The sequence below is a fragment of the Shewanella sedimentimangrovi genome (assembly GCF_017354965.1).
In the GTDB taxonomy this organism is placed as follows: Bacteria; Pseudomonadota; Gammaproteobacteria; order Enterobacterales; family Shewanellaceae; genus Shewanella; species Shewanella cyperi.
Genome location: NZ_CP071502.1, coordinates 228,031 through 247,953, shown reverse-complemented (window position 1 = coordinate 247,953; position 19,923 = coordinate 228,031). Strand labels below are relative to the sequence as shown.

At 52.6% G+C, this 19,923-nt stretch carries 14 protein-coding genes and 4 tRNA genes; 1 reads left to right on the top strand and 17 read right to left on the bottom strand.

The features are described from left to right. Positions 1 to 349: 349 nt before the first annotated feature. The 17 genes from tuf (JYB85_RS01065) to JYB85_RS00985 all read right to left on the bottom strand — a co-directional run bounded on the left by tuf (JYB85_RS01065) (position 350) and on the right by JYB85_RS00985 (position 18,762). Positions 350 to 1,534 (bottom strand): elongation factor Tu, encoded by a 1,185-nt coding sequence (gene tuf, locus JYB85_RS01065; protein ID WP_207380691.1) that lies wholly within the window; start codon positions 1,532 to 1,534, stop codon positions 350 to 352. An 81-nt stretch (positions 1,535 to 1,615) separates the two neighbouring features. Further along, positions 1,616 to 3,712 carry an elongation factor G gene (fusA, locus tag JYB85_RS01060; protein ID WP_207380698.1) on the bottom strand — a complete coding sequence of 699 codons (2,097 nt, stop codon included), beginning with the start codon at positions 3,710 to 3,712 and terminating at the stop codon, positions 1,616 to 1,618. Between the two features lie 80 nt (positions 3,713 to 3,792). Further along, positions 3,793 to 4,263, bottom strand: coding sequence for a 30S ribosomal protein S7 (gene rpsG / locus JYB85_RS01055; protein ID WP_207321617.1), 471 nt, complete (start codon positions 4,261 to 4,263; stop codon positions 3,793 to 3,795). A 78-nt stretch (positions 4,264 to 4,341) separates the two neighbouring features. Next, positions 4,342 to 4,716 carry a 30S ribosomal protein S12 gene (rpsL, locus tag JYB85_RS01050; RefSeq protein WP_207321616.1) on the bottom strand — a complete coding sequence of 125 codons (375 nt, stop codon included), beginning with the start codon at positions 4,714 to 4,716 and terminating at the stop codon, positions 4,342 to 4,344. 180 nt (positions 4,717 to 4,896) lie between these two features. Further along, entirely contained in the window at positions 4,897 to 9,111 is a 4,215-nt protein-coding gene (gene rpoC, locus JYB85_RS01045; protein WP_207380697.1) for a DNA-directed RNA polymerase subunit beta', read from the bottom strand. A gap of 85 nt (positions 9,112 to 9,196) precedes the next feature. Beyond that, complete coding sequence (rpoB, locus tag JYB85_RS01040) at positions 9,197 to 13,225, bottom strand: DNA-directed RNA polymerase subunit beta (protein WP_207380696.1); 4,029 nt, start codon at positions 13,223 to 13,225, stop codon at positions 9,197 to 9,199. Between the two features lie 239 nt (positions 13,226 to 13,464). After that, on the bottom strand, positions 13,465 to 13,833 hold the full coding sequence (gene rplL / locus JYB85_RS01035; protein ID WP_207380695.1) for a 50S ribosomal protein L7/L12: 369 nt from the start codon (positions 13,831 to 13,833) through the stop codon (positions 13,465 to 13,467). A gap of 54 nt (positions 13,834 to 13,887) precedes the next feature. After that, positions 13,888 to 14,388, bottom strand: coding sequence for a 50S ribosomal protein L10 (gene rplJ / locus JYB85_RS01030; RefSeq protein WP_207321612.1), 501 nt, complete (start codon positions 14,386 to 14,388; stop codon positions 13,888 to 13,890). Between the two features lie 240 nt (positions 14,389 to 14,628). Further along, positions 14,629 to 15,330 carry a 50S ribosomal protein L1 gene (gene rplA, locus JYB85_RS01025; RefSeq protein ID WP_207380694.1) on the bottom strand — a complete coding sequence of 234 codons (702 nt, stop codon included), beginning with the start codon at positions 15,328 to 15,330 and terminating at the stop codon, positions 14,629 to 14,631. A 4-nt stretch (positions 15,331 to 15,334) separates the two neighbouring features. After that, positions 15,335 to 15,763: a 50S ribosomal protein L11 gene (rplK, locus tag JYB85_RS01020; protein ID WP_207321610.1), complete on the bottom strand. Its 429-nt coding sequence runs from the start codon at positions 15,761 to 15,763 to the stop codon at positions 15,335 to 15,337. Positions 15,764 to 15,891: 128 nt separating this feature from the next. Then, on the bottom strand, positions 15,892 to 16,443 hold the full coding sequence (gene nusG / locus JYB85_RS01015) for a transcription termination/antitermination protein NusG (RefSeq protein ID WP_207380693.1): 552 nt from the start codon (positions 16,441 to 16,443) through the stop codon (positions 15,892 to 15,894). 9 nt (positions 16,444 to 16,452) lie between these two features. Then, positions 16,453 to 16,824: a preprotein translocase subunit SecE gene (gene secE, locus JYB85_RS01010; protein WP_207380692.1), complete on the bottom strand. Its 372-nt coding sequence runs from the start codon at positions 16,822 to 16,824 to the stop codon at positions 16,453 to 16,455. A 272-nt stretch (positions 16,825 to 17,096) separates the two neighbouring features. Continuing rightward, positions 17,097 to 18,281, bottom strand: coding sequence for an elongation factor Tu (gene tuf, locus JYB85_RS01005; protein WP_207380691.1), 1,185 nt, complete (start codon positions 18,279 to 18,281; stop codon positions 17,097 to 17,099). A gap of 118 nt (positions 18,282 to 18,399) precedes the next feature. Further along, positions 18,400 to 18,475, bottom strand: a tRNA-Thr gene (locus JYB85_RS01000). A 9-nt stretch (positions 18,476 to 18,484) separates the two neighbouring features. Beyond that, positions 18,485 to 18,558 (bottom strand) — tRNA-Gly (locus JYB85_RS00995). A gap of 36 nt (positions 18,559 to 18,594) precedes the next feature. Further along, a tRNA-Tyr gene (locus JYB85_RS00990) sits at positions 18,595 to 18,679 on the bottom strand. A gap of 7 nt (positions 18,680 to 18,686) precedes the next feature. Continuing rightward, positions 18,687 to 18,762 (bottom strand) — tRNA-Thr (locus tag JYB85_RS00985). 204 nt (positions 18,763 to 18,966) lie between these two features. On the opposite strand from JYB85_RS00985, the gene coaA reads away from it, so the two are divergent. Next, a complete protein-coding gene (gene coaA, locus JYB85_RS00980; RefSeq protein ID WP_207380690.1) occupies positions 18,967 to 19,914 on the top strand; it encodes a type I pantothenate kinase in 948 nt (315 codons plus the stop codon). Positions 19,915 to 19,923 lie beyond the last annotated feature (9 nt).

Here is a 19,923-nt window from a genome sequence, read left to right as displayed (position 1 = left end):
AATGGACACATAAAAAATCACCCTCTAGCCATCTCCCCAATCGGGAAAGGCAGAGCGAGATGATTTAACCGTTCGACTCCCAATCGGAGTCGCTGTTGTAGCGGCCACAGTAAGTCTGTTTGGCTCGCTAAATATCGCTAACCTGAGTTAGCGAGGCGACTATTATACATGCCCCGCAAGCAATATCAAGTTAGCTGTGCAATTCATCGGCAACTATTCAGCCGAAATGCAATTAGCGCGGAATTATACGGCCTTCTACACAAATTACCAGCTTTTTATACACAGGCTTTGCCCAGCGTATAAAACAAAAAGGCGACCCTGAGGTCGCCTTTTCTACCAATTACCGCAATTAAGCGATGATCTTGGCTACTACACCAGCACCAACGGTACGGCCGCCTTCACGGATTGCGAAGCGCAGACCTTCGTCCATCGCGATTGGGCAGATCAGGGTAACAACCATCTTGATGTTGTCACCAGGCATTACCATCTCTACGCCTTCTGGCAGTTCGATGGTACCGGTCACGTCAGTTGTACGGAAGTAGAACTGTGGACGGTAGCCTTTGAAGAATGGAGTGTGACGACCACCTTCTTCTTTTGACAGAACGTATACTTCTGATTCAAAAGTAGTGTGTGGGTTGATTGAACCAGGCTTGGCCAGTACTTGACCACGCTCTACTTCATCACGCTTGGTACCACGCAGCAGAACACCTACGTTCTCACCGGCACGGCCTTCGTCCAGCAGCTTGCGGAACATTTCAACACCGGTACAGGTGGTCTTGGTGGTGTCGTGGATACCCACGATTTCAACTTCGTTACCTACGTTGATGATACCACGCTCAACACGACCGGTTACTACAGTACCACGGCCAGAGATTGAGAATACGTCTTCGATTGGCAGCAGGAATGGCTTATCGATGTCACGCTCTGGCTCAGGAATGTAGGTATCCAGGGCTTCGGCCAGCTCGATGATCTTGGCTTCCCAAGCAGCGTCGCCTTCCAGAGCCTTCAGAGCAGAACCTTGGATTACTGGCAGGTCATCACCTGGGAAGTCGTATTCAGACAGCAGTTCACGAACTTCCATCTCTACCAGTTCCAGCAGCTCTTCGTCATCTACCATGTCACACTTGTTCATGAACACGATGATGAAAGGTACACCTACCTGACGAGACAGCAGGATGTGCTCACGAGTTTGTGGCATTGGACCGTCGGTCGCAGCTACTACCAGGATAGCGCCGTCCATCTGGGCAGCACCGGTGATCATGTTTTTAACATAGTCAGCGTGGCCTGGGCAGTCTACGTGGGCGTAGTGACGAGTAGGAGTGTCGTACTCGATGTGAGAGGTGTTGATGGTAATACCGCGCTCACGCTCTTCTGGAGCGTTGTCGATTTGAGCGAAGTCTTTAGCCTCACCACCGTAGGTCTTAGCCAGTACGTGAGAGATAGCAGCAGTCAGAGTGGTTTTACCATGGTCAACGTGACCGATGGTGCCCACGTTTACGTGGGGCTTGGAACGTTCGAATTTAGCTTTAGCCACGATATATTCCTTTCTTTTCAGAAACATCCGCCTCTGGCGGACAATATCAATTTAAGTAACAGTTAGACCCTTTGCCGAACATCAGCTGCGGGATTCAATAACTGCCTTTGCAATGTTTTGCGGCGCGTCGGCGTACTTCAGGAACTCCATGGAGTAAGAAGCACGACCCTGAGTTGCTGAGCGCAAATCAGTCGCATAACCAAACATTTCGGACAAAGGTACCACAGCATGGACAATCTTGACGCCAGCGACGCCATCATCCATACCCTCGATAAGACCACGACGACGGTTCAGATCCCCTACTACGTCACCCATGTAGTCTTCCGGAGTGGTAACCTCCACCTTCATGCAAGGCTCGAGCAACACCGGGCTTGCTTGCAGCGCGCCCTTCTTGAAGCCCATCGAACCTGCAACTTTGAACGCCATCTCATTCGAGTCCACATCATGATATGAACCGTCGAACAGAGTGACCTTCACGTCCAACACAGGGAAGCCGGCGAGCACGCCGTTCTTCATCTGCTCTTGGATACCTTTGTCAACGGCAGGGATGTATTCCTTGGGAATAACACCACCCACGATGGCGTTGACGAATTCGTAGCCTGCGCCCTCTTCCATTGGTTCGATCTTCAGCCATACATGACCGAATTGACCGCGACCACCGGATTGACGGACGAACTTACCTTCGGCTTCCACACTGCTGCGGATAGTCTCACGGTAAGCTACCTGGGGTTTACCCACGTTGCATTCAACGCTGAATTCGCGACGCATGCGATCAACAATAATGTCCAAGTGTAGCTCACCCATGCCGGAAATCAGGGTTTGTCCTGATTCCACATCGGTCTCAACCCGGAAAGATGGATCTTCGGCTGCCAATTTTTGCAACGCGATACCCATTTTGTCCTGGTCGGCCTTGGAGCGAGGCTCCACGGCGATGGTGATCACCGGCTCAGGGAATTCCATACGCTCAAGGATAACCTTCTGGTCCATATCACACAGGGTATCCCCGGTAGTGACATCCTTGAGGCCAATGGCAGCAGCGATATCACCGGCACGAACTTCTTTCAGCTCGGTACGGTCGTTGGCATGCATCTGTACGATACGGCCAATACGTTCGCGCTTTTGTTTCACTGAATTGTACACCGCCGCACCCGACTCCAGTACCCCGGAATACACCCGGATAAAGGTCAGGGAACCCACGAAGGGGTCGGTGGCTATCTTGAATGCCAGCGCCGAGAAAGGAGCATTGTCGTCAGCATGACGCTCAACTTCCTTCTCCTCGTCGTCGATACCCTTGATTGCAGGCACATCTATTGGCGCCGGCAGGTATTCGATAACAGCGTCCAGCACCGCCTGCACGCCCTTATTCTTAAAGGCGCTGCCACAGGTGGCGAGTACAATTTCATTGTTGATGGTACGTTGGCGCAGCGCGGCCTTGATTTCGGTTTCGGACAGTTCACCTGTTTCCAGGTACTTTTCCATCAACTCCTCAGAGGCTTCGGCGGCACTTTCCACCAGGTATTCACGCATCTCGTTGGCTTTATCAACAAGATCGGCAGGAATATCTTCGTAGTTGAACGTCATCCCCTGGTCCGCTTCGTTCCAGTTGATGGCCTTCATCTTGATAAGGTCGATAACACCTTTGAATTCGTCTTCAGCACCAATATTGAGCTGAATAGGCACGCAGGTTGCGCCCAAACGGTTACGGATCTGCTTGCACACGCGATCGAAATCGGCACCGGCACGATCCATCTTGTTAACGAATACCATGCGAGGTACACCGTACTTGTCAGCTTGACGCCATACGGTTTCAGATTGTGGTTCTACGCCGGATGCGCCACAGAACACTACTACAGCACCGTCAAGCACGCGCAGAGAACGTTCTACTTCAATGGTGAAGTCAACGTGTCCGGGGGTGTCGATGATGTTGATGCGATGTTCGGTAAACTGGGCGTCCATACCGCGCCAGAAGGTGGTTACCGCAGCAGAGGTAATGGTAATACCACGCTCTTGCTCCTGTACCATCCAATCTGTCGTCGCAGCACCGTCATGCACTTCACCGATTTTATGAGACAGACCAGTGTAAAACAGAACACGCTCAGTAGTTGTGGTTTTACCTGCGTCAACATGAGCACAAATACCGATGTTACGGTAACGCTCAATAGGAGTTGTACGAGCCACGATTTAACCCTCTAAACCGGAAAAAACTTCCGGCAATATCCATTAAGGCGCGGACAGCCAAGGCTGCCCGCGCCATTTTATTACCAGCGGTAATGTGCGAACGCTTTGTTCGCTTCTGCCATACGATGCACGTCTTCGCGCTTCTTAACGGCAGTGCCTTTGTTTTCGGATGCATCCAGCATTTCGCCGGCCAGACGCAGAGCCATAGATTTTTCACCACGCTTACGAGCAGCTTCAACCAACCAACGCATTGCCAGGGCATTACGACGGACTGGACGAACTTCACATGGAACCTGATAGGTAGAACCACCCACGCGGCGAGACTTAACTTCCACGGATGGGCGAACGTTGTCCAGAGCAGCTTCCAGGATCACCAGATGATCAGCGCCTTTTTTCTCGGCAACTACATCCAGTGCTTTGTAGATAATTTTTTCAGCAGTTGACTTTTTGCCATCCTGCATAATGACGTTGATGAACTTAGCCAGCAACTCACTGTGAAACTTTGGATCAGGTAGGATTTTACGTTGTCCTACTACGCGACGTCTTGGCATAACTTTTCTCCGTATGCTTCAGGGATTTCCAAAACCGGAATCGATTAATTTAGCTTGGCCTTACTTAACGGGATGCCATTAAGACTTAGGACGCTTAGCACCGTACTTAGAGCGGCCTTGACGACGGGCGCTAACGCCAGCACAGTCGAGGGCACCACGAACAGTGTGATAGCGAACACCGGGAAGGTCTTTAACACGACCGCCACGGATCAGGATCACGCTGTGCTCTTGCAGGTTGTGGCCTTCACCGCCGATGTACGAAGTCACTTCGAAACCGTTGGTCAGACGCACACGCGCTACTTTACGCAGTGCAGAGTTTGGTTTTTTAGGGGTAGTGGTGTACACGCGAGTACAAACACCACGCTTCTGTGGGCACGCATTCAACGCAGGCACGTTAGTCTTGTCGACTTTCGGCGCACGTGGCTTACGTACCAACTGGTTTACAGTTGCCATGTATAGCTCCAAATCAGTTGAATCTAACTCAACAATAAGGTGTGAAAAATCTATCCCACAGTAGTGGGACGCGAAATTGTAGAAAGGTCGGGTCAGACTGTCAAGAAATAGCCAACCTTTGTGGTCAAATGGCGAAAAAAAAGGCGTCTTGCGACGCCTTTTTCATTCTGGGACGCCAGATTACTCTTGGCTGCCTGCCAGATTCAGCAGATCAGCCAGGTTTTGCTCGGCTTCGCTGGCACTCACGGTTTGCGCCTCAACCACCTCGCCCTTGGCGCGAGCCTGGTTGCGGTTCTTGTGGTAGGCATAACCGGTACCGGCCGGGATCAGACGACCCACGATCACGTTCTCTTTCAGACCACGCAGGTTGTCGGACTTGCCGCCAACGGCTGCTTCGGTCAGAACGCGAGTGGTCTCCTGGAACGAGGCCGCAGAGATGAAGGACTCGGTCGCCAGAGACGCCTTGGTGATACCCAGCAGATCGCGTTCGAACTTGGCAGGACGTTTGCCCTGAGCTTCCAGTTCACGGTTGGCGATCTTGACGCGGGACACTTCCAGCTGCTCACCTTCGAGGAACTCGGAATCGCCGGCTTCAGTGATGATGCACTTACGCAGCATCTGGCGGATGATCACTTCGATATGCTTATCGTTGATCTTCACACCCTGCAGACGGTAAACGTCCTGAACTTCGTTGACTATGTAGTTGGCCACACTGTGGATACCACGCAGACGCAGAATGTCATGGGCCGCTTCCGGACCGTCGGCGATCACTTCACCGCGCTCAACCTTTTCACCTTCGAACACGTTCAGGTTACGCCACTTTGGAATCATTTCCTCATAGGCATCGCCACCGTCGCTCGGGGTAATAACCAGACGGCGCTTACCCTTGGTCTCTTTACCGAAGGAGATGGTACCGCTGATTTCGGCCAGGATTGCAGGCTCTTTCGGCTTACGCGCTTCGAAGAGGTCAGCAACCCGTGGCAGACCACCGGTGATGTCGCGGGTCTTGGACGATTCCTGAGGAATACGAGCAAGTGCGTCACCCACGCTGATCTTGGCGTTGTCGTCCAGGTTCACAATCGCGTTACCGGGCAGGAAGTACTGCGCAGGAACGTCGGTGCCAGGGATCATCAGGTCATTGCCGTTATCGTCAACCAGACGGATCATCGGACGCAGTTCTTTACCGGCGGAGGTACGTTGACCCACGTCCAGTACCACGATGGAAGACAGACCGGTGAGCTCGTCGGTTTGACGGGTCATGGTCACGCCATCGATCATGTCGACGAACTTAATGTTACCGGCCACTTCGGTGATGATTGGGTGAGTGTGCGGATCCCAGTTGGCGATGGTTTCGCCGGCTTCAACAGCAGACTCTTCCAACTTCTCCAACACGGTACCGTAAGGCACCTTGTAGCGCTCTTTCTCACGACCCAGCTCATCGATGATGGCCAGTTCAGAAGAACGGGACACGATCACCAGCTTGCCGTCGCTGTTGGTAACATGCTTGGCATTGTGCAGCTTCAGGGTACCGGCGTTCTTAACCTGTACGCTGTTTTCTGCAGAAGCCCTGGATGCCGCACCACCGATGTGGAAGGTACGCATCGTCAGCTGTGTACCTGGTTCACCGATTGACTGGGCAGCAACCACACCAATGGCCTCACCGTGGTTAATCAGGTGACCACGGGCCAGGTCACGGCCGTAACAGGCAGCACACACACCGAAATCGGTATCGCAGGTGATTACGGAGCGCACTATCACTTCGTCAACACTGTGTTGTTCAAGCTTGTCACACCAGGCTTCGTCCAGCAGGGTGTTGCGAGGTGCCAGCACGTCTTCGGTGCCAGGGAAGAACACGTCTTCGGCAACCACACGGCCCAGCACGCGCTCACGCAGCGGCTCAACAACGTCACCACCTTCGATCAGCGGCTTCATGGTCAGACCTTCGAAGGTGCCACAGTCTTCCTCGATAACCACCAGATCCTGGGCCACGTCCACCAGACGACGAGTCAGGTAACCTGAGTTCGCTGTCTTCAGTGCCGTATCCGCCAGACCCTTACGGGCACCGTGGGTAGAAATAAAGTACTGCAGTACGTTCAGACCTTCGCGGAAGTTAGCCACGATGGGTGTTTCGATGATCGAGCCGTCTGGCTTGGCCATCAGACCACGCATACCCGCCAGCTGACGGATCTGGGCGGCACTACCACGAGCGCCTGAGTCGGCCATCATGTAGATGCTGTTGAACGACTTCTGCTTCTCTTCTTCACCCTGACGGTTGATGACTGTCTCGGTGGACAGGTTTTCCATCATCGCCTTGGACACTTTTTCGTTGGCGCTTGCCCAGATGTCGATCACCTTGTTATAGCGCTCACCGGCAGTTACCAGACCAGACTGGAACTGTTCCTGGATTTCCAGCACTTCGGCTTCGGCCTCGGCCACCAGGGTGTACTTCTCATCCGGGATCACCATGTCGTTGATACCCACAGAGGCACCGGAGATGGTGGCGAAATGGAAACCGGTGTACATCAGTTGGTCGGCGAAGATAACGGTATCTTTCAGACCCAGCTGACGGTAACAGGTGTTCAGCAGCTTGGAGATCTGCTTCTTGCCCATATCCTGGTTCACCAGGTCGAATGACAGACCGGCAGGCAGGATTTGTGACAGCAGCGCACGGCCCACTGTGGTGTCGACGATACGACGCACCTGGGTACGCTCGCCGTTGTCAGCGATTTGGGTTTCAGTGATACGTACTTTCACACGGGCGTGCAGTTCGGCAGCACCAGTGCGATAAGCTTTCTCGGCTTCGGCAACAGATTCGAAGGCCATGCCTTCACCGCGACCGTTTACACGCTCACGGCTGGTGTAGTACAGACCCAATACCACGTCCTGAGAAGGAACGATGATTGGCTCACCGTTGGCGGGCGACAGGATGTTGTTGGTAGACATCATCAGCGCACGTGCTTCCAACTGGGCTTCCAGGGTCAGGGGTACGTGTACCGCCATCTGGTCACCGTCGAAGTCGGCGTTATAGGCCGCACACACCAGTGGGTGCAGTTGGATTGCCTTACCTTCGATCAGTACAGGTTCGAACGCCTGAATACCCAGACGGTGCAGTGTTGGTGCACGGTTGAGCATCACGGGATGTTCGCGGATAACTTCATCCAGTACGTCCCAAACCTCGGCAACTTCGCGCTCGACCATCTTCTTGGCGGCTTTGATGGTGGTGGCCAGACCACGACCTTCCAGCTTGCCATAGATGAAGGGCTTGAACAGTTCCAGTGCCATTTTCTTTGGCAGACCGCACTGATGCAGACGCAGGGTAGGACCTACGGTAATTACCGAACGGCCTGAGTAGTCAACACGCTTACCGAGCAGGTTCTGACGGAAACGACCTTGCTTACCCTTGATCATGTCGGCCAGGGACTTCAGAGGACGCTTGTTGGAACCGGTAATGGCACGGCCGCGACGACCGTTATCCAGCAGCGCATCTACAGATTCCTGCAGCATACGCTTTTCGTTGCGTACGATAATGTCAGGCGCAGCCAGATCCAGCAGACGCTTCAGACGGTTGTTACGGTTGATCACGCGGCGATACAGATCGTTCAGATCGGAAGTCGCGAAACGGCCGCCGTCCAGCGGTACCAGAGGACGCAGGTCCGGTGGCAGCACAGGCAGCACTTTCAGGATCATCCACTCAGGCTTGTTGCCGGAGGTGTAGAAGGCTTCCATCAGCTTCAGACGCTTGGTCACTTTCTTGCGACGGGTCTCTGAGTTGATGGATGGCAGCTCTTCGCGCATCTGCTCGATTTCTTTGGCCAGATCGATGGCACGCAGCAGTTCCAGAACCGCTTCGGCACCCATCTTGGCTTCGAACTCATCGCCGTACTCTTCGAGGGCGTCGAGGTAGGTTTCTTCGGTCAGCATCTGACCGCGCTCGAGGCTGGTCATGCCAGGCTCGATTACCACGAAAGATTCGAAATACAGCACGCGCTCGATATCACGCAGGGTCATATCCAGCATCAGACCGATACGGGACGGCAGCGATTTCAAGAACCAGATGTGGGCAACTGGGCTGGCCAGTTCGATGTGACCCATGCGCTCACGACGCACCTTGGTCTGGGTTACTTCAACGCCACACTTCTCACAGATCACACCACGGTGCTTGAGACGCTTGTACTTACCGCACAAACACTCGTAATCCTTGACGGGGCCAAAGATACGGGCGCAGAACAGACCTTCGCGCTCAGGCTTGAAGGTACGGTAGTTAATGGTTTCTGGCTTCTTTACTTCGCCGAATGACCAAGAACGGATCAGGTCGGGCGAGGCCAGACCAATCTTGATGCCGTTAAATTCTTCAGTCTTGCTTTGCTGTTTCAGAAACTTTAATAAGTCTTTCACGTTTCTCTCCTGAAGGAGTTAAACCAGGTGCCCCGCCCGGGAGCCGGGCACCATTTCAGTTGCCAAACGCGCCTGCGGCGGCGTCTTACTCTTGATCCAACTCGATATTGATACCGAGAGAACGGATCTCCTTCAGCAATACGTTGAAGGACTCAGGCATACCAGGCTGCATCTGATGGTTGCCGTCAACGATGTTCTTGTACATCTGGGTACGACCGTTAACGTCATCAGACTTAACTGTGAGCATTTCCTGGAGCGTGTAAGCAGCACCGTATGCTTCCAGGGCCCACACTTCCATCTCACCGAAACGCTGACCACCGAATTGGGCTTTACCGCCCAGAGGCTGCTGGGTAACCAAGCTGTACGAACCGGTAGAACGGGCGTGCATCTTGTCATCCACCAAGTGGTTCAGTTTGAGCATGTACATGTAACCTACGGTTACTTCACGCTCAAATTCGTTGCCGGTACGACCATCGAACAGCTTCAGCTGGCCGGAAGTTGGCAGACCTGCGAGTTCAAGCATTTGCTTGATCTCTTTCTCTTTCGCGCCGTCGAAGGCTGGGGTTGCGATTGGCAAACCGTCCTTCAGGTGCTTGGCAAGGCGGACGACTTCATCATCGGTGAAGGAGTCTATATCCACCTTTTGCTGAGCTTCGCCCAGATCGTAAGCCTGCTTGATGTAACCACGCAGCTCGGCCAGTTCACGCTGTTCTTCCAGCATGGCGGCGATGCGGTTACCGATACCTTTGGCAGCGGCACCCAGGTGAACTTCCAGTACCTGACCGATGTTCATACGAGAAGGTACACCGAGTGGGTTCAGTACGATATCCACTGGGTTACCATGCTCATCGTATGGCATGTCTTCGATTGGACAGATCTTGGAGATCACACCCTTGTTACCGTGACGACCGGCCATCTTGTCACCAGGTTGGATGGTGCGCTTAACCGCCAGGTAAACCTTGACGATCTTCAGCACGCCTGGAGCCAGGTCATCGCCCTGGGTGATCTTACGACGCTTATGCTCGAACTTCTTGTCGAAGTCGGCCTTCAGCTCTTCATGCTGTTCGGCCAGTTGCTCCAGTTCGGTTTGCTTGGCTTCATCGTCGATCACCTGGGTCAGCACTTCCTTACGGGGAATGGCAGCCAGTTGCGCTTCGGTGTAGCCGGCACCCAGCAGCAGGTTACGGGCACGGCCCAGTACACCTTCTTCCAGGATCTTGAACTCTTCGGAGAGGTCCTTACGGGCCTGGGCAATGTGCATCTCTTCGATTTCGATGGCACGCTTGTCTTTCTCAACGCCGTCACGGGTAAATACCTGAACGTCGATGATGGTACCTTTCACTGAGTTAGGTACGCGCAGCGAGCTGTCTTTCACGTCAGAGGCTTTTTCACCGAAGATGGCACGCAGCAGTTTCTCTTCCGGAGTCAGCTGAGTCTCACCCTTGGGTGTTACCTTACCAACCAGAATGTCGCCACCCTTCACTTCGGCACCGATGTACACGATGCCTGACTCGTCCAGCTTGGACAGAGCAGACTCACCCACGTTGGGGATATCGGCAGTGATTTCCTCGCTACCCAGCTTGGTATCACGGGCGATACAGGACAGTTCCTGAATGTGGATGGTGGTGAAGCGGTCATCCTGAACCACACGCTCAGAGATCAGGATAGAGTCTTCGAAGTTGTAACCGTTCCAAGGCATGAAGGCTACGCGCATGTTCTGACCCAGGGCCAGATCACCGAGGTCGGTAGAAGGACCGTCGGCCAATACGTCGCCACGTACAACCGGATCACCTACCTGGCAGCATGGACGCTGGTTGATACAGGTGTTCTGGTTTGAACGGGTGTACTTGGTCAGGTTGTAGATATCGATACCGGCTTCGCCTGGGCGCAGCTCGTCTTCGTTTACCTTCACCACGATGCGGCTGGCGTCGACGTAGTCGATCACACCGCCACGCTTGGCAGCCACTACCACACCTGAGTCGACGGCCAGGGCACGTTCAATACCTGTACCAACCAGCGGCTTATCAGAGCGCAGAGTAGGTACGGCCTGACGTTGCATGTTCGCGCCCATGAGTGCGCGGTTGGCGTCGTCGTGCTCGAGGAAGGGGATCAGTGAAGCAGCCACAGAAATGATCTGCTGTGGAGATACGTCCATATACTGGATATCGGAAGCGCGCATAAAGGTGGATTCACCTTTGTGGCGACAGGCAACCTGCTCTTCCAGGATGCGACCTTCGTTGTCCAGTTCAATGTTCGCCTGAGCGATCACATAACGGCCTTCTTCGATGGCGGACAGGTATTCCACTTCATCGGTTACCACGCCGTCGATCACCTTACGGTATGGCGTTTCCAGGAAACCGTAAGAGTTGGTACGGGCGAAGGTCGCCAGAGAGTTGATCAGACCAATGTTTGGACCTTCAGGGGTCTCAATTGGACACAGACGACCGTAGTGAGTTGGGTGTACGTCACGGACTTCGAAGCCGGCGCGCTCACGGGTCAAACCGCCGGGACCAAGCGCGGAGATACGACGCTTGTGAGTCACTTCTGACAGCGGGTTGTTCTGATCCATAAACTGAGACAGCTGGGAAGAACCGAAGAACTCCTTCACCGCCGCAGAGATTGGCTTGGCGTTGATCAGATCCTGAGGCATCAGTTCGTTCAGATCGCCCAGAGACAGACGCTCACGCACGGCACGCTCAACACGCACCAGACCAACGCGGAACTGGTTCTCGGCCATTTCACCAACGGAGCGGATACGGCGGTTACCCAGGTGGTCGATATCGTCCACTTCGTCGTAACCGTTGCGGATTTCGATGATCTTCTTCATCACCGCAACTATGTCCTCTTTGGACAGTACGCCGGTACCTTCGTCATCGGGCAGCTCCAGACGACGGTTGAATTTCATACGACCTACTTTGGACAGATCGTAACGCTCTTCGCTGAAGAACAGGTTCTGGAACAGGGCTTCGGCAGCATCCTTGGTTGGCGGCTCGCCAGGACGCATCATGCGATAGATTTCCACCAGGGCCTCGAGGCGGTTGGTAGAAGAATCGATACGCAGGGTGTCGGAAATGTAGGCACCGTGATCCAGTTCGTTGATGTACAGGGTCGCGATGTTCTTGATGCCGGCCAGAGACAACTGGGCCAGATCTTCCAAACGGATTTCAGAGTTGGCAGACAGCAATACTTCGCCGGTATCGGGATCGATATAATCCTGAGCGGCGATCTTGCCAACAATGTACTCAACCGGTACTTCCAGTTCAGTAGTATTGGTTTTTTCCAGTTGACGGATATGACGTGCAGTAACGCGACGGCCCTTTTCAACCAGAACTGTGCCTTCGGCATCCTTGATGTCGTAGCTGGCGGTTTCGCCACGCAGACGCTCAGGAACCAGACCCATCACCAGAGTATCTTTCTTGATAGAGAACTCTACGCGCTCAAAGAACAGATCCAGGATTTCCTGGGTAGAGAACTCCAGGGCACGCAGGATGATGGTTGCAGGCAGCTTACGACGACGGTCGATACGCACAAACAGCGCATCTTTCGGGTCGAATTCGAAATCCAACCAGGAACCGCGGTAAGGAATGATACGCGCGTTATACAGCACTTTACCGGAAGAGTGAGTCTTGCCACGGTCGTGGTCGAAGAACACACCGGGAGAACGGTGCAGCTGAGAAACGATAACACGCTCGGTACCGTTGATAACGAAGGTACCGTTTTCAGTCATCAGAGGGATATCCCCCATGTAGACTTCTTGTTCTTTAATGTCTTTTACTGTGCCGGCGGCGGCTTCGCGATCAAACAGCACCATGCGCAGTTTCACGCGCAGGGGGGCAGAATAAGTCACGCCGCGGATCTGGCACTCTTTCACATCAAATACGGGCTCACCCAGCTTGTAGCTGACATATTGCAGCTCAGAATTACCAGAAAAGCTCTTGATGGGAAAAACGCTGCGGAAAGCGGCCTCAAGGCCACGCTCACCGGAGGGATCTTGATCGGTGAACTTCTTAAAAGAGTCTAACTGAATCGACAGCAGGTAAGGGATATCCAGCACCTGTGGACGCTTACCAAAGTCTTTGCGAATACGCTTCTTTTCAGAATAGGAGTAAACCATGGGTTTCCTCTGCTTGCGAGATGTGACCAAGACTGAACCAACAAGGGTTAATTCAGCACGTTTGCCCATCACCGTTGATGGCAAGAACCTAACCAATAATCACTGCTAGGGACTGCAGAATTTGGCGACAAACGGTGAAAAAAAATCGCCAACGCTTACAGCGCAAAAAAGGCCGACGGTTAAAAAACCGCCAGCCTCCATCCGGGACAAGCCCGAATGTTTGCAAGCTAAATAATAGCTTACTTGATTTCTACAGAAGCGCCGGCTTCTTCCAGCTCTTTCTTCAGAGCTTCGGCTTCTTCTTTAGAAACACCTTCTTTAACGGCTACTGGAGCAGATTCAGCCATAGCTTTGGCTTCTTTCAGACCCAGACCGGTAGCACCACGAACGGCCTTGATCACAGCAACTTTGTTGTCACCGTGGGCAGTCATAACTACGTCGAACTCGGTCTTCTCTTCAACAGCAGCGGCTTCAGCACCACCACCAGAAACTACGGCAGCAGCGGCAGAAACACCGAACTTCTCTTCCATAGCTTCGATCAGTTCAACAACTTCCATTACAGACATAGCTGCAAAGGCTTCGAGGATTTGGTCTTTAGTGATAGACATAACAAAAATTTCCTAATGTTCTGAATTCAATTCGATTAAGCAGCCAGCTTGAAATTAAGCGGCTTCTTGTTTTTGATCGCGCAGTGCAGCCAGAGTACGAACGAACTTGCCAGCAGATGCTTCTTTCATAGTCATCATCAGCTGTGCCAGTGCTTCTTCGTAAGTCGGCAGTTTTGCCAAACGATCAATATCAGCTGCAGGGATGAAATTCCCTTCGAAAGCTGCACCTTTAACTTCGAACTTAGCTTGCTCTTTCGCGAAATCTTTCAACAGACGCGCGGCAGCACCTGGGTGCTCGTTAGAGAAAGCGATCAAAGTTGGGCCAGTGAACACTTCACCGAGGCACTCAAAAGCAGTACCTTCAACGGCGCGACGAGCCAGAGTGTTACGTACTACGCGTACATATACACCGGCAGCGCGGGCGTTTTTACGGAGAGTGGTCATGGCGCCTACAGTTACACCGCGAGAATCGGCGACAACTGCAGACAGTGCACCTTTGGCAGCTTCGTTGACTTCAGCAACAATCGCTTTTTTGTCTTCGAGTCTTAATGCCATTGGCTTTACTCCTGGATTCTACCCGAGGTTGCCCCCGGAATTTACCTACTGAGTTAACAACTCAGCCACTTACGGTGCAGATTATCCAGCAGAAAAATTCTATCTGGGGCCTGACACCATCTACGCAGGAAATTAAGTTTATTGAAAAACACCTGCGGTCTTGGATGGAAACCCGCTAAACAGCGGGCTTCAACCCACAAAAGTGCGCGCATTATAGACTAATGCACGACCCTTGTAAAATTAGTTGGCAGTTTCCAGAGAGCTCTGGTCTACCGCAACACCTGCACCCATAGTGGTGGAGATGCTGACTTTCTTCACGTACTGGCCTTTGGCTGCAGCAGGCTTGGCCTTCTTCAGTGCAGACAGCAGTGCTTCCAGGTTTTCTTTCAGCTGAACGGGAGTGAAGTCCACTTTACCGATGGTAGTGTGGATAATACCGTTCTTGTCGTTACGGTAACGAACCTGACCGGCCTTGGCGTTTTTAACAGCTTCGGCAACGTTAGGAGTTACAGTACCGGTTTTTGGGTTTGGCATCAGGCCGCGAGGACCCAGGATTTGACCCAGCATACCTACAACGCGCATCGCATCAGGAGAAGCGATAACTACGTCGAAGTTCATTTCGCCGGCTTTAACCTGCTCAGCCAGATCTTCCATACCTACCAGTTCAGCACCGGCAGCCTTGGCGGCTTCGGCGTTGGCACCTTGGGTAAATACGGCTACACGTACGTCACGACCGGTACCGTGTGGCAGCACAGTGGCGCCACGAACGTTTTGGTCAGATTTACGTGGGTCTACACCCAGGTTAACTGCAACGTCAACACTCTCAACGAACTTGGCAGTGGCCAGCTCTTTCAGCAGGGCAACGGCTTCGTTGATTTCGTAGCTCTTGGTAACATCCACTTTTTCGCGGATAACGCGCATGCGTTTAGTCAGTTTTGCCATCTTATTAGTCCTCTACTACCAAGCCCATTGAACGTGCAGTACCTTCGATTGAGCGAGTCATCGCTTCAATGTCGGCACCAGTCATATCTACAGCTTTGGTTTCAGCGATTTCCTGAAGCTTGCTGCGCTTGATAGTACCCACTTTCTGGGTGTTTGGACGGCTTGAACCTGACTTCAGGCCAGCAGCCTGCTTCAGCATGAAAGACGCTGGTGGAGTCTTGGTTTCAAAAGTGAAAGAGCGATCGCTGTATACAGTGATCACTACTGGGATCGGCATGCCCTTTTCCATTTTTTCTGTACGGGCGTTGAACGCTTTACAGAATTCCATGATGTTCACACCTTTTTGACCCAGAGCAGGACCAACTGGTGGAGATGGGTTAGCGGAACCAGATTTTACTTGCAGCTTGATGTAAGCTTCAATTTTCTTTGCCATGTTGACATTTCCTCAGTTTGGGTTCAAACGCCTGCAGGCGACATGCCCACGGGCTCCCCGAAAACAACGGGTGCGGATTATACAGAAACCCACACCCCTTGCCAAACGGATTTTTGTGCTTTATTTAATCAACCTTTCTCGATCTGGCTGAAGTCCAGTTCGACAGGGGTTGAACGGCCGAAGATCATCACAGAGACCTTAACGCGGTTCTTGTCATAATCGACCTCTTCCACAGTGCCGTTAAAATCAGCAAAGGGACCGTCGTTAACCCGAACCACTTCACCTGGTTCGAACATAACGCGATGGGTTGGAGAATCCGTGGTTTCCTGCAGACGGCGCAGAATTGCCTCGGCTTCTTTGTCGCTGATGGGCGCTGGGCGATCAGAAGTACCGCCAATAAAGCCCATCACGCGTGGAATGCTCTTGACCAGGTGCCAAGAGTCATCGTTCATTTCCATCTGTACCAGCACGTAGCCAGGGAAGAACTTGCGCTCACTCTTGCGACGCTGACCGGCACGCATTTCAACAACTTCTTCGGTAGGAACCAAGACTTCGCCGAAGTATTGTTCCATGCCGTGCATCTTGATGTGTTCAATTAAAGATTTGCACACTCGGCCCTCGTAGCCGGAGAATGCTTGAACCACATACCATCTTTTCTTAGCTTCTTTAGCTTCAGTCATTCGAGGTGCCTATACGCCGGTAATAAAGTTAACTATTTTCAGCAGAACCGCATCCAGGCCCCACAGAATAATCGCGAGAACACCTGTAGCTGCCAGTACGATATAGGTAGTGGTCAGGGCTTCTTTACGGGTCGGCCATATCACTTTGCGCACTTCAATTTGCGACTCGCGGGCAAAAGCCAGGGCTTGTTTGCCTTTTTCGGTCTGCAACGCAACAAATGCTGCGATGGCAAATGCCACAATTACTGCCAGGGCCCGCACCACAACGCTGGCCTCACTGTACATTTGGTTGCCAATTACAGCAGCGGCCAGCAACAGGATTGCCACCCCCCACTTAACGAGATCCAGAGAGCTTCCCTGGTTTTCAGTATTAGTTGTCATCGGTTAATTCCGTTACTCAATACGGCCTGAGCCAGGCACCCTAGTCCCGATAGTTACCGGGATCTGCCCCATTTTCCGAACTCGCCATGAATTGCCGGAAACGACAGGCTCAGGGCTTAAAAATCGGCCATAGATTGTATTCTTATTCAACCGGAGGTGCAAGGCTGTGACACGCCAAAAACACTGCACCACCACCCTGAATAGAAAAACTATCTGCTTGGCTTAAAACAAAAAGGCGACCCTGAGGTCGCCTTTTCTACCAATTACCGCAATTAAGCGATGATCTTGGCTACTACACCAGCACCAACGGTACGGCCGCCTTCACGGATTGCGAAGCGCAGACCTTCGTCCATCGCGATTGGGCAGATCAGGGTAACAACCATCTTGATGTTGTCACCAGGCATTACCATCTCTACGCCTTCTGGCAGTTCGATGGTACCGGTCACGTCAGTTGTACGGAAGTAGAACTGTGGACGGTAGCCTTTGAAGAATGGAGTGTGACGACCACCTTCTTCTTTTGACAGAACGTATACTTCTGATTCAAAAGTAGTGTGTGGGTTGATTGAACCAGGCTTGGCCAGTACTTGACCACGCTCTACTTCATCACGCTTGGTACCACGCAGCAGAACACCTACGTTCTCACCGGCACGGCCTTCGTCCAGCAGCTTGCGGAACATTTCAACACCGGTACAGGTGGTCTTGGTGGTGTCGTGGATACCCACGATTTCAACTTCGTTACCTACGTTGATGATACCACGCTCAACACGACCGGTTACTACAGTACCACGGCCAGAGATTGAGAATACGTCTTCGATTGGCAGCAGGAATGGCTTATCGATGTCACGCTCTGGCTCAGGAATGTAGGTATCCAGGGCTTCGGCCAGCTCGATGATCTTGGCTTCCCAAGCAGCGTCGCCTTCCAGAGCCTTCAGAGCAGAACCTTGGATTACTGGCAGGTCATCACCTGGGAAGTCGTATTCAGACAGCAGTTCACGAACTTCCATCTCTACCAGTTCCAGCAGCTCTTCGTCATCTACCATGTCACACTTGTTCATGAACACGATGATGAAAGGTACACCTACCTGACGAGACAGCAGGATGTGCTCACGAGTTTGTGGCATTGGACCGTCGGTCGCAGCTACTACCAGGATAGCGCCGTCCATCTGGGCAGCACCGGTGATCATGTTTTTAACATAGTCAGCGTGGCCTGGGCAGTCTACGTGGGCGTAGTGACGAGTAGGAGTATCGTACTCGATGTGAGAGGTGTTGATGGTAATACCGCGCTCACGCTCTTCTGGAGCGTTGTCGATTTGAGCGAAGTCTTTAGCCTCACCACCGTAGGTCTTAGCCAGTACGTGAGAGATAGCAGCAGTCAGAGTGGTTTTACCATGGTCAACGTGACCGATGGTGCCCACGTTTACGTGGGGTTTGGAACGTTCAAATTTAGCTTTTGCCATGGTATTGCCTCAATCCAAGATGCTTGGTGATGAAAACCTGTATATAGAAAAAATCCGATGTCATTAACTGACATCGAACCGTTTACTTTAGGTAAAAGTAGCATTTATAAAGAGAGGCTGGTGCTGATAGGCAGATTCGAACTGCCGACCTCATCCTTACCAAGGATGCGCTCTACCACCTGAGCCATATCAGCATCTTAAATTGGAGCGGGCAGCGGGAATCGAACCCGCGTTATCAGCTTGGAAGGCTGGAGTAATACCATTATACGATGCCCGCACAACCTAACTTTTGGCCACCTAGTACCTAGGAAAATGGTGGAGGGAGAAGGATTCGAACCTTCGAAGGCGGAGCCGTCAGATTTACAGTCTGATCCCTTTGGCCACTCGGGAACCCCTCCAGTAAAATGGTGCCGGCACCAAGAGTCGAACTCGGGACCTACTGATTACAAGTCAGTTGCTCTACCAACTGAGCTATGCCGGCATGTCATTTCGGTAGCGGATATTAGGTAAATGTCGCCATGAGTGCAACAGAAAAATCGCAATTTCGCCAAAAAAAGTGCCAAGCGGCGCTTTTTTGCACGTCTTCCGCCCTGGCACTACAACAATCCGTGTTAAGGGTTATTCGTCACTATTGTGCCGTTTCCGGAGCTGGTGTACTGTGCCCAGCCTAAGGTAAGGAAAGTGCATGAATAATAACCAGACCCAGCAGGCCCTCTACTTGAACTTCGACCGCAACCAATGGGCCGAACTCCGGAATGCGGTGCCCTTGACGCTTAACGAAGGTGACCTCAGCCACCTGCGTGGTATCAATGAACGCATTTCCTTGTCCGAGGTGACGGACATCTATTTGCCCTTAAGCCGCTTGCTTAACCTTATTGTGGGCTCCAAGCAGCAGAGAGGCGTCATACTCAATGCCTTCCTTGGCCGAAAACCCACCGACAGCCCCTATATCATCAGCATTGCCGGCAGTGTCGCCGTCGGCAAGAGCACCACAGCGCGGATACTGCAGGCGTTGCTGCAACAATGGCCTGAGCATCCCAAGGTCGACTTGTTAACTACCGACGGCTTCCTTTATCCTCTGGCCGAGCTCAAGCGCAAAGGGCTACTCAAGCGCAAAGGCTTTCCGGAAAGCTACGATGGGCGGATGCTGATCGAATTTATCTCTGCGGTGAAATCCGGCAAGACTGAGGTCAAAGCACCGATTTATTCGCACCTCAGCTACGACCGCATCAAAGACCAGCACCAGATCATCAATAAGCCGGACATACTGATCCTGGAAGGCCTTAACGTATTGCAAACCGGCTTGGATGCCCATGTGGATATCCGACGTCCCTTTGTGTCCGACTTTGTGGACTTTTCCATTTATGTGGACGCCGAAGAGGATTTACTGAAGCAATGGTATATAGAACGTTTTCTGCAATTCCGCAGCGGTGCCTTTGCCGACGAACGCTCCTACTTCCATCATTATGCGGCACTGAGTGACAATGAGGCCGTCGACACCGCCGCACAGATCTGGGACAGCATCAACGGCCCCAACCTGAGGCAAAACATCCAACCCACCCGGGAGCGGGCTCATCTGATATTGCGTAAAGGACACAATCACCAGATGGAACAGGTGTTACTGCGTAAATAAGGCGCTCTC